Source organism: Shimia sp., assembly GCF_039969785.1.
GTDB lineage: Bacteria > Pseudomonadota > Alphaproteobacteria > Rhodobacterales > Rhodobacteraceae > Shimia.
The window spans coordinates 18695-33380 of the sequence record NZ_JBDVNC010000033.1; the positions used below are offsets into that span (position 1 = coordinate 18695).

Genomic DNA, 14686 nt, shown 5'->3' on the forward strand with positions numbered 1-14686 from the left:
CGTGTTGGTTGTTTTACCCTTGCAGAGAGCGCACTTCCAGATCGCCTTCTTCGCGGGCCTGAATGGCGCGCGCGGCTGCATGAGACCCGGCAGCGGTGGTGAAATACGGGATGCGGTCATACAGCGCCACGGCACGGATATCGCGGCTGTCTTCAACCGCCTGAGTGCCTTCGGTGGTGTTCATAACCAGTGAAATGCCGCCGTCTTTCATGATGTCGACAATGTTGGGACGGCCTTCGTAGACCTTGTTCACGCGTTCGCATTTCACACCCTGATCCGCCAGCCATACGGCCGTGCCCGAGGTGGCAACGATGCCAAACCCAAGCCCGATCAGAATATTTGCAGCGTCCAGCATCATCGGCGTTTTGTCCGCGTCTTTGATCGAGATGAACGCGTTGCCTGAGGCGGGCAGGTCCATGCCTGCGCCCATCTGAGCCTTGAGGAAGGCACGCGCAAAGGAGCGGTCCCAGCCCATGACTTCGCCGGTTGAACGCATTTCCGGGCCCAGAATTGTGTCGACACCGGGGAAGCGGGCAAAGGGCAGCACGGCCTCTTTTACGGAATACCACGGCATGTCGGGGTCTGCCAAAGTCATCTGATCGGCGATGGGCTGTGGCTGAGATGCGTCACGTTCGCTGTAGGGCGGACGTTTGGGGAAATCTGACAACTTTTCGCCCGCCATGATGCGCGCGGCAATCGAAGCGATTGCGCTGTCGGTGGATTTGGCCACAAACGGCACGGTGCGCGAGGCACGTGGGTTGACCTCGATCAGGTAGATGTCGCCGTCTTTGACCGCGAACTGGATGTTCATCAGACCAACCACATTCAGCGCAATCGCCAGCGCGTGGGTCTGTTTTTTGATCTCGGCAATGGTGTCGCGATCCAGCGAGTAGGGGGGCAGCGAACAGGCGCTGTCGCCCGAGTGCACACCAGCCTCTTCGATATGTTGCATGATGCCGGAAATATGCACCTGTTCACCGTCACACAGCGCGTCAACATCCAGCTCGGTGGCGCCGGAAAGGTAGCTGTCCAGGAGCACAGGGCTGTCACCAGAGACCACCACGGCCTCTTTGATGTAGCGTTCCAGCTGGGTCATGTCGCGCACGATTTCCATCGCACGGCCACCCAGAACATAAGATGGGCGGATGACCAGCGGAAAGCCGATTTCCCTTGCAATCTCAAGCGCCTGAGCGTCGGTAGAGGCGATACCGTTATTGGGCTGTTTCAGGCCCAGGTCATTCACCAGTGCCTGAAACCGCTCGCGGTCTTCGGCCAGATCAATGGCGTCCGGTGTGGTGCCAAGGATTGGAATGCCTTCGGCTTCCAGCGCGTTGGCCAGCTTCAGCGGGGTTTGACCGCCAAACTGGACAATCACCCCGTGCAAGGTGCCGTTTTCCTGCTCGGTGCTCAGAATTTCCATCACATGTTCAAATGTCAGCGGTTCGAAATACAACCGGTCCGATGTGTCATAGTCGGTCGACACAGTTTCGGGGTTACAGTTGATCATGATGGTTTCGTACCCCTGATCGGTCAGGGCATAGCAGGCGTGGCAGCAGCAATAGTCAAACTCGATGCCCTGACCAATCCGGTTCGGACCACCGCCCAGAATGACCACTTTCTTGCGATCAGACGGACGCGCCTCGCATTCGACTTCGCCCATCATCGGGGCTTCGTAGGTCGAGTACATGTAAGGCGTTTGCGCTTCGAATTCGGCCGCGCAAGTATCGATACGCTTGAACACGGCTGTGACGCCCAGATTTTTGCGCGCGCGGCGCACATTGGCCTCGTCACGCCCTGTCAGGTTGCCAAGGCGCGCGTCGGTAAAGCCCAGCATCTTAAGCTTGCGCAGACCTTCTTCGGTGACGGGCAAGCCGTTTTTGCGCACAACTTCTTCGGCGTCGATGATCTCGCGGATACGGGCAAGGAACCATGGGTCAAACATGGTGACGCCGTGGATTTCGTCGTCGCTGAGTCCGTGGCGCATGGCCTGAGCAATGGTGCGCAGGCGGTCAGGGGTCTGTTGGCTGATCGCTTTGATCACAGCGGCCTTGTCCGGCGCGCCTTCGATTTCGATTTCGTCAAATCCGGTCAGACCCGATTCCATCGATGCCAGTGCTTTTTGCAGGGATTCGTGGATGGTGCGGCCAATGGACATGGCTTCGCCCACGGATTTCATCGCGGTGGTCAGGTGGGGCTCGGACCCCGGAAACTTCTCAAACGCGAATTTGGGAATCTTGGTTACGACATAGTCGATGGTCGGCTCAAACGACGCGGGCGTGACTTTGGTGATGTCATTGTCCAGCTCGTCCAGCGTAAAGCCGATGGCCAGCTTGGCGGCGATCTTGGCAATCGGAAACCCGGTCGCTTTGGAAGCCAGCGCAGACGAGCGGCTGACGCGCGGGTTCATTTCGATCACAACCATGCGCCCGTCAACAGGGTTCACCGCCCATTGCACGTTTGATCCGCCGGTTTCGACACCAATCTCGCGCAGAACCGAGATCGAGTGATTGCGCATGACCTGATATTCTTTGTCGGTCAGCGTCAGGGCAGGGGCCACAGTGATCGAGTCGCCGGTATGCACGCCCATCGGGTCCACGTTTTCGATGGCACAAACGATGATGGCGTTGTCCGCTTTGTCGCGCACAACCTCCATCTCGAATTCTTTCCAGCCCAGCAGGCTTTCATCAACAAGGATCTGGTTGACCGGAGACGCATCCATGCCGGTCCGGCAGAAATGGATGTAATCTTCGCGGTTATAAGCCACGCCGCCGCCGGTGCCGCCCAGCGTAAAGGCCGGGCGAATGATGGCTGGCAGGCCGATGTCTTCGAGTTCTTCCAGAGCCAGACGCACGCCTTCTTCCAGATCGGCAGAGCCGTCATCTTTCTTGGGCGCGGTGACAATGGCGGCGCGTGGGTTTTCGATGCCCAGCCGGTCCATGGCTTCGCGGAACAGTTTGCGGTCTTCGGCCATTTCGATGGCGTCGCGCTTGGCGCCGATCATCTCGACACCAAATTTATCCAGCACACCCATTTCTTCCAGAGCAAGCGACGTGTTCAGACCTGTCTGGCCGCCCATCGTGGGCAGCAATGCGTCGGGGCGTTCCTTTTCGATGATCTTGGCCACAATCTCGGGCGTGATCGGTTCGATATAGGTGGCATCCGCCAGTTCGGGGTCGGTCATGATCGTGGCCGGGTTCGAATTGACAAGGATGACGCGGTAGCCTTCTTCGCGTAGCGCTTTACACGCCTGCGCCCCCGAATAGTCAAACTCACAGGCTTGACCGATCACAATGGGACCAGCCCCGATAATCATGATCGAGGAGATGTCGGTTCTTTTGGGCATGGCGGACCTCGGGGTTGGGGCGAGCATGAGTGGAGGAGTCGCCCGAAATCGCAAATTGTCGTGGGTTATAGACATCGCAGGGCAAGGTGCAAGGGGGGAGCAGGCAAAAGGTTGTGCCAGTTTTTTTGGATCGGAATGCCAATGGAAACAGGTCTGGAAAAGAAATGCTGTCTGGTCGGGTGGATTTCGACCCGAGTTCCCTTGACTTTGCGCGCCACAAAAGGTGTACCAGCGCGACTTCACCATTCTGACCCTCAAGAGGGGAGCGACTATGCACGCCTTTCGCAGCCATACCTGCGCCGATCTGAACAAATCTCATGTGGGCGATACTGTCCGTCTGTCGGGCTGGGTCCACCGTGTCCGTGACCACGGCGGCATCCTGTTTATCGACCTGCGCGACCATTACGGCGTGACACAGGTTTTGTGTGACCCGGACAGCCCGGTCTTTTCCGAAATGGAAAAGGTGCGGTCCGAATGGTGCATTCGCATCGACGGCAACGTCAAAGCGCGCGACGAAGATCTGGTGAACGCCAAGCTGCCGACCGGCGAGATCGAAGTGTTTGTACGTGATCTGGAAGTGCTGGGTGCTGCGGACGAATTGCCTTTGATGGTGTTTGGCGATCAGGAATACCCAGAAGAAACCCGCCTGAAGTATCGCTTTCTCGACCTGCGTCGGGATGTGATGCAAGAGAACATGAAACTGCGTTCAGACGTTGTGATGTCGATGCGCAAGCGGATGTGGGATCAGGATTTCCGCGAATACCAGACCCCAATCATCACGGCATCTTCGCCAGAAGGCGCGCGCGACTTTCTTGTGCCATCACGTCTGCATCCGGGAACGTTTTATGCGCTGCCTCAGGCGCCGCAGCAGTTCAAACAGCTGATGATGGTGGCCGGGTTTGACAAATACTTCCAGATCGCGCCGTGTTTCCGCGACGAAGATCCTCGCGCCGACCGCTCGCCCACCGATTTCTATCAGCTCGACATGGAAATGAGCTTTGTCACCCAGCAGGACGTGTTCGATACGATCCAGCCGGTGCTGAAGGGCGTTTTTGAAGAGTTTGGCGGGGGTCGCAAGGTTGATCAGGACTGGCCTCAGATTTCTTATGCCGATGCTGCCAAGTGGTATGGCACCGACAAGCCGGACCTGAGAAACCCGATCAAGATGCAGGTTGTGTCCGAGCATTTTGCCGGTTCAGGGTTTGCCATCTTTGCCAAGCTGCTGGAGCAGGAAGGCACCGAAGTGCGCGCCATTCCGGCACCATCCGGGGGCGGGCGTAAATTCTGTGATCGCATGAACAAATTTGCGCAGGAACAGGGTTTGCCCGGCATGGGCTATATCTTCTGGCGCGAAAAAACCGCCGATGCCGTGGCGCAGGAGCTGGGCATCAAAGTCAAAGAGGCGCAAGCCATGCTGAAATCGGGCGAGGTCGAAGGCGGCATGGAAGCGGCTGGTCCGCTGGCCAAAAACATCGGCCCCGAACGCACCGAAGCCATCCGCCAACAGCTGGGTCTGGGCATTGGCGATGCTGCGTTCTTCCTGGGTGGCAAGCCCAAAGCGTTTGAAGGTGTAGCTGGGCGTGCCCGAGACGTGATCGGCAAAGAGCTGAAGCTCTTGGACGAAGACCGGTTTGCCTTTGCGTGGATTGTGGACTTCCCGATCTATCAGCAAGACGAAGAAAACGGCGGGCTGGACTTTGACCACAACCCGTTCTCGATGCCACAGGGCGGCATGGCCGCGCTTGAGGGCGATCCGCTGGCGGTGCGTGGGTATCAGTATGACCTGGCCTGTAACGGGTACGAGCTTGTGTCCGGCGCGATCCGGAACCACCAGCCCGAAATTATGTTCAAGGCGTTTGAGCTGGCCGGGTATGGCAAAGACGAAGTCAGGAAACGGTTCGGCGGTATGGTCAACGCGTTCCAGTATGGCGCGCCGCCCCACGGTGGGTGTGCTGCTGGTGTTGACCGCATCGTGATGCTCTTGGCAGATCAGCAAAACATCCGCGAAGTCGTGATGTTCCCGATGAACCAACGCGCCGAAGACCTGATGATGAACGCGCCCAGCGAACCCACGTCAGATCAGCTGATGGAATTGGGCTTGCGGGTTATCCCACAAGAGTAACTTCATCACAGTCGATTATTCATCGGGGCTGCTCACGGCGTGAGTTGCCCCTTTTTCGATCGGCGGTTTTTGACCGAATTCTGGACTTGAGCTGCGATTAGATGTGAAATCAAAATCAAAGGACCTATATCTGAATAAGTGAAAAACTCGGTTCGTTTTGCCGAGATGGAGGTTGTTTTGCAGTTCGATCCGCATTTAGCAGAAATTCGTTTCGGATGTGGTTTGTCGCCAAAGGTGTCTGCGCCCGCTTCCGTCGAGGCGATGCTGTCCAGCCTGGCAGGGCCTGACCAAGCCGCTTTGGCCTTTCCTATCTCTGAAACAAAGGACGTTCTGGAACTGAATGTCGAGTTTCGACGCATTAAAAGGAAAATCAGTCAGGCCAAAAAGCAGGGGAATTTCGAGCCAGAGGACAAAGAGGTGCTGAACAACGTCACGCGAAAGCTCCGTCGGTTGCGTGAAACATGGTTGAACCAGGCATTGATGCGCGGCGTCTGGACTGAAGACGGATTTCGCGAAAGGCTTAGTCATTTTTGGTTTGATCATTTCTCTGTGCGTGGCAAAGATCCGGCTTTTGCCAATTTGACAGCAACTTATGTTGAGACTGCTATCCGCCCGAATATTGCTGGGAAATTTGGCGATATGTTGCTGGACGTTGTGTTGCATCCACATATGATACGATTTCTGGATCAGCAAAACTCGATCGGTCCCGAGAGTGATTTTGCACAAAAACGGCGCGCTCAGGGCAAGCCTGTGGGTCTGAATGAGAATTTGGCGCGTGAAATTCTGGAATTGCATACGTTGGGTGTCGGCGGTCCGTATTCTCAGAAAGACGTGCGCCAATTGGCTGAACTGCTGACCGGGCTGACAAGTCCACAAAACGTACTTTTTGGGTACAAAGCAGACCGTGCTGAACCCGGATCAAAAGTAGTTTTGGGCAAATCTTATGGTGGACCGCAAGTCCAATTGCAGGACATTCGTAACGTGTTGAATGATCTGGCTGTGCATCCGGTGACGGCGCGTCACCTGGCACGCAAGCTTGCGGTGCATTTTGTGTCAGATCGCCCACCTGACGCGTTGGTCGAGGCTATTTCTGTACGGTATCTTGAGACTGGTGGCGATCTGGTTGAGAGCTATTCCGCGATGTTGAATCACCCGCTTGCATGGTCGCGCAAAAAGGCGAACTTCAAGCGACCTCTTGCGTTCATCATGTCGGCAATGCGTGCGCTCGCCGTGCCCGAAACTGTGACCGGCGGCTGGAAGCCAATGCATTTTGAACGTAATCTGGCACACCCGATGGCGCTTATGGGTCAAAACTGGCTGGCGCCATTGGGTCCGGATGGTTGGGCCGAAGATGACGAACACTGGCTGTCGCCACAAGGTCTGGGTGCCCGTTTGCAATGGTCTATGGCCACGCCACCCAAACTTGTAGATGCATTGCCGGATCCGCGGAGCTTTGTGGTGGACGCGCTGGGAGCGAACGCTGCAGAGGATGTCATATTTGCGGCCCAGGCCGCTGAAACCCGCAATGTCGGTGTGGCGATGGTATTGATGTCACCGGCATTTCAAAGGCACGGGGTATAAGAGATGGCTATGGCAGAAAACCTGACGCGGCGTGCCTTTTTGACGAAATCGACGGCACTGGGCTGTTCCGCAGCGGCCAGCCCTTTTCTGACAACGGCAAGCTTCGCGTCGCTTCCGACGCAAAATCGGGTTGTTGTCATTATTCTGCGTGGCGGAATGGACGGGCTGGATGTGTTGCGCCCCTGGGGCGATGACCGCTTTTCAAGCATACGTCCAACGCTTGCCAAAAGCTTTGATGAGAAATTGATGCTGGATCAGTTTCATGGTCTACATCCCCGGCTCAAACCGATGTTGCCCCTGTGGCGCGCTGGTGAGCTTGCGTTTGTCAGGGCCGTGTCCACGCCGTATCGCAACAAACGCAGCCATTTTGATGGTCAGGATATTCTCGAAGCGGGCACCCCGGGTTTGCCGTCCGAGTATGGGCGGGACGGCTGGTTAAACCGTATGCTTCAGGGCATGCAACATACGCACGGGGAAACAGCCTATTCCATTGGAACACAACCTATGTTGCTGAGCAGCGGACAGGCAGATTTTTTTAATTGGTCCCCTGATGCGGATGTCGCGCTGAGCGCGCAGGGGTTGGAGCTTTTGCAGCGTCTCTACAGGCAGGATCCGGAAATGCACTCGGCCCTGATGCAGGCTGTCTCACTCTCGGAAAGCGACGGCGATTCTGCGATATTTGAAACCGCAGGCGAAGATATGACTATGGCCGTGCAAAACAACATGGCACCAGGCAAAGCCCGTCTGGCCACCAGACGAGTGGCCGAGTTTGCCGCCGGGCGTTTGGCCGATGATGCGCGAGTGGCTTGTTTTTCCATCGGTGGCTGGGACACCCACGCCAATCAGGGGGTGTCCCTGAATCGCCCGCTGAGCTATCTGGCAGACACGTTAAATACGCTAAAAAGCGGTATGGGGTCCCATGCGTGGCAGCGCACTACCGTGGTCGCGATGACGGAATTTGGACGTACAGTGCGGGAAAACGGGACCAAAGGAACAGATCACGGAACGGGCGGGACAATGGTGCTGTCGGGCGGAGCGCTGCGGGGTGGGCGGATTCTTGGGCAGTGGCCGGGACTGGCTGAGGAAGACTTGTTTGAACGGCGTGACCTGATGCCTGTGGATGATGTGCGGCGCTGGGCGGCATGGGTCATGCGGTCGAGTTTTGGACTTGAAACCAGTTTTCTGGAGCAAACCGTGTTTCCCGGTCTTGAATTGGGGGATGATCCGGGCATTTTGCTCTGAAGGCTTTTGACGGATGCTCTTTCCCTCTTGTTCAGTTTGTGCCAACAATTTCAGCGAACAAGGGGAGTTTCACATAATGCGCGATGAACGGCCCGTCGGGGAAGCTGTGTCAGGATGGGCGTCACCGCCAGCGCCATCCGGTGACATACTGGATGGTACGTTTTCGCGGCTGGAGCCCCTGAATGCCGAGGCACATGCAGCATTGTTGTACCGTGCGTATCAGGCGGATGACTGGGTTTGGGATTATATGCCCTATGGCCCGTTTCATTCGGCCGCTCAGTATCACCGTTGGGTGCGCGAAACAGTCGCAAATCCGGACCATTTCTTTTACGCGATCTATTCGAAGGAAAAGCAGGCCTTTTGCGGGGTCGCGTCTTATCTGCGGATCAAGCCGGAAGCCGGATCCATCGAAGTGGGCAATATCAATTTTGCGCCGATGATGCAGGGCAGTCGCGCGGCCAGCGAAGCCATGTATCTGATGATGAAATGGGCGTTTGAGGCGGGATATCGGCGGTACGAGTGGAAATGTGATGCGTTGAATGCCCCATCGCGGCGCGCGGCCCAAAGGCTGGGGCTCAGCTATGAAGGCGTCTTCCGGCAGGCTTTGGTCTATAAGAAGCGCAATCGTGACACCGCCTGGTTTGCCGCCATCGACAAAGAGTGGCCTGCGCTGAAACAGACGTTTGACGTATGGCTGTCGCCGCGAAATTTCGACGATCAGGGGCGTCAGATCGAACGCCTGAGCGATTTGACAGGTTTGGTGCGCGCGGCAAGCGATCCGACCCTGTAGAAACGGTTCGCTGGCCGCGCGGTTCAGATCGCCGGGCTTTGTTCAAGTCGTTCTTTGACCAGACCATTCAGCCGGGCGACATCTGACATCGGTATTTGTCCGGACTGGCGGGCCTTGCTGATCGTTTCCACCACATCCAGCAACGAAGTGTCACGGGCGCTGCGGGCAAGACCGCTGAGAAACTGTGTCACATAGTCGATTGTTTCTGCGGCCTGATCATCCTGAAGCGTGTCAGCGATGTGGAGCAGGTCATCGCGGTAGGCAACGGGGTCCGGGTCAATGAATTCGTCGTGAACAGCGCGGGGACCAGTGGGGCGGCGGTCAGGCGGCAATCGTGACAGGATGGCATGTTGAAAAGCCGACAGGCTGGAGATTGGTTTGGCCAGAAAGCCGTCTGCGCCTGCGGCGTCGGACAGGGTCTCGGCAAAATCATCGCCGGACATGCCTAACACAACTTCGACCCGGGGGCTGGCCTTGGTCAGTTCCTCGATCAATTCGGTGCCTGACCCGTCGGGCAGGCCAAGGTCAATAATGGCCACGCTGGGGCGATAAATCTGCAAATGGCGGCGCGCCGAAGCCAGACAATCGGCCCGTCGGATGCGCGCGCCTGACCGTATGCACAACAAGCGCAATGCGTCACAGGCAAAACGGCTGTCCTCGACCACAAGTATAGTCATGCCCAGCATTGGGCGTTGCGGGGTCGGAATATTGAGCGGGGTGAGTGGGGCGAAATCATCCATGACAGGCTCCTTAGGCAGACGGTAACGGGACCGGGCCACATTAGCGCCGTCTTGCCTAACGAAGTGTTAATCGGCCTGCGCCGACCCGCGACGCCCTGCCGCTTGTGTCATGGGGAAGGGTTGCCCATAAGGAGGCCGGACCTGAGACCCGACCAAAAGGATATCGACATGATTGGACGTCTGAACCACGTGGCCATTGCCGTACCGGACCTTGAGGCTGCTTCAGAGCAGTATCGCAGCGCGCTGGGTGCCAAGGTGAACGCACCGCAAGACGAGCCGGACCATGGCGTAACCGTGGTGTTTATTGAACTGCCCAACACCAAGATCGAATTGCTGTACCCGCTGGGCGAAAACAGCCCCATTCAGGGGTTTCTCGACAAGAACCCGTCCGGTGGTATCCATCACATCTGTTACGAGGTTGATGACATTATCGCAGCGCGCGACCATCTTCAGGAAACCGGTGCCCGCGTTCTGGGGACGGGAGAGCCGAAAATCGGTGCGCATGGCAAGCCTGTGTTGTTCCTGCACCCCAAAGATTTCAACGGCTGTCTTGTAGAGCTGGAACAGGTATAACATATCGGGTTGGGCGGCATCACGTCGCCTGACAGACAAAAGGATGCCCCCATGTCGATCACTTCGGCCATCGTGCTTTATGCAGTTTTGTGGTTCATGACCTTCCTGATCGCCATTCCGATCCGGCTTCAGACCCAGGGCGACGTGGGAGAGGTTGTGCCGGGCACCCATGCCGGGGCCCCCGAGCACCATTATCTTAAGCTTAAAGCCAAGATCACCACCGCTGCAGCGGCGGTGATGTGGGCGATCCTGTTCTGGATTATCACGTCAGGCGCCATCACAGTGCGTGACTTTGACTGGTTCAACGTGATGACACCACTTACTTCTGAAGCTGATGGAACAGGTGGGTAAAGGTCGCTGCGCCCAGGATCGGGATAAACAGGTTCACCAGCGGTAGCGACAGGGGCATCGCCATCAGCGTGCCCGCCAGCCAGATTGTGCCAACGTGTTTTTTACGCAGTGCCTTGGCACCTTCACGCCCAACACGGCGCATCGCGGCCAGTTGAAAATATTCACGGCCCAGCAGAAAGCCGTTCATGCTCCAGAATATCAACAGCGCAAAGGGTGGGAAAAACGCATAGACCACCAGCGCCAGAAGGTTTGCGAAAATCAGCAGGCCCAGAAAGTTGACCGTGTCACGCAGCGCATCCCCAAACGGGACCGAGGCCACTTTGGGCAGTCTGGGATAGTGGCGATCTTCGACCGCCTGCGCGACCTCGTCCAGAAACATCGATGTGATCGCAGAGGCCACTGGCACCATCAGAAACACGGACAGCGCAATCATGACAAACAGCGATGTCCACGTGATCAGATCGGGCAGCCAGCTGACATCTCCGATCAATTCCTGAATGGTTTCTGCCGCACCAATCCAGTTCAGGAATGCCAGAAATGCTGCATAGGCGGCAATCAAAAGAACAATTGTAAGGCCGACGCCCAGCAGCAGAACGCGACGGAACCGCGCGTCACCCATTTGCCCCAGCGCCTTGAAAAAAGACGAGAAAACTACTGTGAAACCCATGTGACTTTCTCCTGAAGATTGGGGCGTGGACGTTCGGGCGGGGCGGCGCGTTCCGTGCCGATATGAATAAAGCCAGCGACGCGTTCATGCGGGGCCAGACCCAGGCCCTTTTCAACAAAACCTCGATCATGGCTGGCCCAGCCGGACAACCAGTTGGCACCCCAGCCCGTAGCCAGCGCGGCGTTCAGCAGTTGAAGGCAAACCGCGCCTGCCGAATAGGTTTGTTCGATAGCGGGCACTTTTTCAGCAATCACCGGCGCCTCGATCACGGCAATTGCCAGATCGGCATTTCCAAATTGGTCGCGCCCCTTGGTGATCTTCTCTGGCTCGATCCCCAGGGCTTCGCCGCGTTCACCGCATAGCTGGGCCAGTCGTTGCAACGCGGGGCGTTCCAGCACCAAAAGGCGCCATGGCTCCAATTTGCCATGGTCAGGCGCACGCAACGCGGCGCGCAGGATAGGGTCAAGCTGATCCCGGTCAGGCACGGGGGTGGTCAGGGTCTTGGCCGGGCGTGAGCGGCGCGTCAAAAGAAACTCCAGCGCCTGCGGATTGGGGTCGGGCATGATAGCATTCCTGTGTCTCGGGACGCGTCACATGTCGGGCGCGTGTCGGGGAAATTCAACCTTTTTCGGGAGCTGAGGCAAAAAACCGGACCATTTCATCAATCTCGCCGCGCAGGAATGCGTCAAAGCGGGCGTTGGGCTGGCGTTTGCGCAGCGTTTCCGCCATTGGGTCCGCAGCGCTTTTGGCTGAACCGGACAGTTCTTCAAGCACCCCGTGGCCGCAAAACGGGACATAGGCCTCGGAATAGCCACCTTCGTGCACCATCACGAGTTTGCCGTCACAGAGTTTTTCAGCAGCCCGCATCACCTGTCTGGTCATTTGGCGGAATGTGTCCGCCGTGGCCATCATCCGGGCCAGCGGGTCAAACGCGGCGGCATCAAAGCCGCAGGCGATGACAATCAGGTCGGGGGCATATTTGTCCAGTTCGGGCAAAACAATCCGCGCCATCGCGTCAAGATAAGCCGTATGTCCACAGCCCGGCGGCAGGGGGATATTCATGTTATATCCCAAGCCCTTGCCCTGGCCCCGATCCGCCATATCCCCGGTGTCCAGCGGGTAGTTGTGTTCCTGATGCAGCGAGATGGTCAGCACATCATCGCGGTCATAGAATATCGCCTCGGTGCCATTGCCGTGATGCACGTCCCAGTCGATCACAGCGACACGCTGGCACAGCCCTTCGGCGCGGGCTGTTTCGATGGCAATCGCAATATTGGCCAACAGGCAGAACCCGTTGGGCCAGTCCGGCAGACAATGATGACCCGGCGGGCGCGACAAGGCGTAGGCGTTTTGCATGTCCCCACGCAGCACCGCGCGCACCGCTGCCTGCGCCAGCCCGGCGGACAGCGCCGCGATTTCAAATCCGCCCTGTCCAAACGGTGTGCGCAGCCCAAGATCACCGCCGCCCTGATCGGACATCTCTTTGAACTCGCGTAGAAAATCGCGCGGGTGTACGCGCGCAAGCTGGTCCGGTGTCGCCGGATCAGCGCTGCACAACTTTAGATCGCCGCTCAGCCCGGTGACATCCATCAGGTTCTTCAGACGGCGCTTGGTTTCGGGGCTTTCGGGCAGGCCACCAGCCGCCAATGGCTGGACCAGGCCTCCGACAGGCAGGGTCAGCGCGTAGTTTCCCCCTGAATGCCAGAAACACCGCTCGTCCCAAAAGAACCCTGTTGTCATTGCGTTATTCCCCCGGCTTTGAATGCGCTGTAGATAAGCAGCGCCAGACGGCAAAGTAAATCTTGGGTCTTGGGGGGGGGAATGACATGTCCAGCGCGCCACGTGATCTGATAGCGCCCGGTGACACGTTTTCCGTGCGGGTCACGCCAAAAGCGTCCCGCAACCGGATCACGGTTCAGGATGGGGCCATTCGCGTCTATGTCACCGTGGTGCCCGAGGATGGCAAGGCCAACGCAGCGGTGCAAAAGCTGTTGGCCAAGGCGCTGGGCGTTTCCAAATCACGGTTGACGTTGGTGCGCGGTCATACGGCGCGCGACAAGGTGTTTCAGCTCGAGACGGCGTGAACCGATATATGAGTTCTTTTGGCGGTACCCAAGCTGCGAAACGGACCCGCAGCGCAGCTGCCATGCCCAACGCTTTGAGGCGCAGCCTGGCTGCGCTGAAAAAGGGGCGGGAGCGCCACCGGTTGGTAAAACTGACCGCGTTAGTCTGCGTTTCTTTTCAGCATGTACACACCCTCGGGCAGATCCAGCGCTGCCGCCAGATCCTGGGCTTGTGTATTTGACAGGGTGATTTTCTGGGTGCTGTCGCTGCGCGGATCATATTGTTCGATGGTAATACAGTCTTCAAACAGATGAATGATCACATCCTCGCCCAAAGGTGCCCGACCTTCGTCAACAAGCGTTACCACGGTGGCGTCAAATTCGTGCTCGATACTGAACATACACTTCAGAGTAACGCCCTTTACCGCAGGCGCAAGCACTTCGCACTGGAAACCGGGCAAGCGCTTGATTAGTCTTGCAGTCCTGTGAGGGAGTTTTGAGAATGCGCTGGATCCTGGTTCCGATTGCCCTGTTGATTGCCGGATGTGAAACCACCACAACGTCCGGCACCGCACCTCAGCCTGCGCCGGTGGCACAAACCCCGACACGGGCCATCAGCGCGGGCGAAGCTAACAGGTTGCTGGCACCGGTTAAAGCGCGGGTTGAACCTGTGGCGGAACGGGAATGCCGGGCACGCACCCAGGGGCGCGTCAATTGCGACTATGCAATTTCGGTTGATAGCAGGCCAAATCAGCCTGCCAATGCCTATCAGACACTGGATAAATCCGGGCGTCCGTTGATTGTGTTCACCTCGGCCCTGATCGCGCAGACGCGCAACCCCGATGAACTGGCCTTTGTGATGGGACATGAAGCAGCGCATCATGTGGCCGGGCATATAGGCCGGTCTCAACAAGACGCCGCGGCTGGCGCGATCCTGGGCGCAGTTCTGGTCGGGTTGGCCGGTGGCAGCGGTGAAATGCTGGATCTGGCTATGAATGTCGGAGCAGATGTTGGATCACGGTCCTTTTCTAAGAATTACGAGTTAGAGGCCGATGCGCTGGGCACTGTGATTGCGCACAAGGCCGGGTATAACCCGGTGCGCGGTGCAGAGTTTTTTAACCGTATTCCCGATCCCGGCGATCAGTTCCTGGGCACGCACCCCCCCAATGCATCGCGCATGCAGATCGTGCGACAAACCGCAGCCAAACTCTGAC

The 14686-nt window shown here is 57.6% G+C and carries 14 protein-coding genes; 8 read left to right on the forward strand and 6 right to left on the reverse strand.

Translation table 11 applies throughout. From position 1 onward, the window contains the following. Nucleotides 1-13: 13 nt before the first annotated feature. Nucleotides 14-3343: a carbamoyl-phosphate synthase large subunit gene (gene carB / locus ABJI08_RS14450; protein ID WP_348402545.1), complete on the reverse strand. Its 3330-nt coding sequence runs from the start codon at nucleotides 3341-3343 to the stop codon at nucleotides 14-16. A 271-nt stretch (nucleotides 3344-3614) separates the two neighbouring features. On the opposite strand from carB, the gene aspS reads away from it, so the two are divergent. The 4 genes from aspS (at nucleotide 3615) to ABJI08_RS14470 (ending at nucleotide 9078) form a co-directional block, all read left to right on the forward strand. Further along, nucleotides 3615-5465 (forward strand): aspartate--tRNA ligase, encoded by a 1851-nt coding sequence (gene aspS / locus ABJI08_RS14455; protein WP_348402546.1) that lies wholly within the window; start codon nucleotides 3615-3617, stop codon nucleotides 5463-5465. Between the two features lie 138 nt (nucleotides 5466-5603). Further along, nucleotides 5604-7046, forward strand: coding sequence for a DUF1800 domain-containing protein (locus tag ABJI08_RS14460; RefSeq protein ID WP_348402547.1), 1443 nt, complete (start codon nucleotides 5604-5606; stop codon nucleotides 7044-7046). A gap of 9 nt (nucleotides 7047-7055) precedes the next feature. Continuing rightward, nucleotides 7056-8288, forward strand: a complete 1233-nt coding sequence (locus tag ABJI08_RS14465; RefSeq protein ID WP_348402548.1) for a DUF1501 domain-containing protein — start codon at nucleotides 7056-7058, stop codon at nucleotides 8286-8288. A 76-nt stretch (nucleotides 8289-8364) separates the two neighbouring features. After that, on the forward strand, nucleotides 8365-9078 hold the full coding sequence (locus ABJI08_RS14470; protein WP_348402549.1) for a GNAT family protein: 714 nt from the start codon (nucleotides 8365-8367) through the stop codon (nucleotides 9076-9078). Nucleotides 9079-9101: 23 nt separating this feature from the next. Here ABJI08_RS14470 and ABJI08_RS14475 read toward each other — a convergent pair whose 3' ends face one another. Next, complete coding sequence (locus tag ABJI08_RS14475) at nucleotides 9102-9818, reverse strand: response regulator (protein WP_348402550.1); 717 nt, start codon at nucleotides 9816-9818, stop codon at nucleotides 9102-9104. 168 nt (nucleotides 9819-9986) lie between these two features. Here ABJI08_RS14475 and mce point away from each other — a divergent pair, with 168 nt between their 5' ends. Continuing rightward, on the forward strand, nucleotides 9987-10391 hold the full coding sequence (gene mce, locus ABJI08_RS14480) for a methylmalonyl-CoA epimerase (protein WP_348402551.1): 405 nt from the start codon (nucleotides 9987-9989) through the stop codon (nucleotides 10389-10391). Between the two features lie 51 nt (nucleotides 10392-10442). Beyond that, a complete protein-coding gene (locus ABJI08_RS14485) occupies nucleotides 10443-10742 on the forward strand; it encodes a DUF1467 family protein (RefSeq protein ID WP_348402552.1) in 300 nt (99 codons plus the stop codon). Here the strand turns inward: ABJI08_RS14485 and ABJI08_RS14490 are convergent. The 3 genes from ABJI08_RS14490 to ABJI08_RS14500 are packed head-to-tail and all read right to left on the reverse strand — an operon-like array spanning nucleotide 10711 to nucleotide 13149. After that, nucleotides 10711-11409 (reverse strand): EI24 domain-containing protein, encoded by a 699-nt coding sequence (locus ABJI08_RS14490; protein WP_348402553.1) that lies wholly within the window; start codon nucleotides 11407-11409, stop codon nucleotides 10711-10713. The two genes, ABJI08_RS14485 and ABJI08_RS14490, sit on opposite strands and share 32 nt — an antisense overlap. Beyond that, the gene (locus ABJI08_RS14495; RefSeq protein WP_348402554.1) at nucleotides 11394-11972 is read right to left on the reverse strand and encodes a nitroreductase; all 579 of its coding nucleotides are present in this window, start codon (nucleotides 11970-11972) and stop codon (nucleotides 11394-11396) included. Before ABJI08_RS14495 ends, ABJI08_RS14490 begins: the two co-directional genes overlap by 16 nt. Before the next feature lie 55 nt (nucleotides 11973-12027). After that, complete coding sequence (locus ABJI08_RS14500) at nucleotides 12028-13149, reverse strand: class II histone deacetylase (protein WP_348402555.1); 1122 nt, start codon at nucleotides 13147-13149, stop codon at nucleotides 12028-12030. 86 nt (nucleotides 13150-13235) lie between these two features. On the opposite strand from ABJI08_RS14500, the gene ABJI08_RS14505 reads away from it, so the two are divergent. Further along, nucleotides 13236-13493: a DUF167 domain-containing protein gene (locus tag ABJI08_RS14505; protein WP_348402556.1), complete on the forward strand. Its 258-nt coding sequence runs from the start codon at nucleotides 13236-13238 to the stop codon at nucleotides 13491-13493. 140 nt (nucleotides 13494-13633) lie between these two features. On the opposite strand, the gene ABJI08_RS14510 is transcribed toward ABJI08_RS14505, so the two are convergent. Beyond that, complete coding sequence (locus tag ABJI08_RS14510; protein ID WP_348402557.1) at nucleotides 13634-13873, reverse strand: hypothetical protein; 240 nt, start codon at nucleotides 13871-13873, stop codon at nucleotides 13634-13636. A gap of 101 nt (nucleotides 13874-13974) precedes the next feature. On the opposite strand from ABJI08_RS14510, the gene ABJI08_RS14515 reads away from it, so the two are divergent. Further along, a complete protein-coding gene (locus ABJI08_RS14515; RefSeq protein ID WP_348402558.1) occupies nucleotides 13975-14685 on the forward strand; it encodes a M48 family metallopeptidase in 711 nt (236 codons plus the stop codon). Nucleotide 14686: the final 1 nt, after the last annotated feature.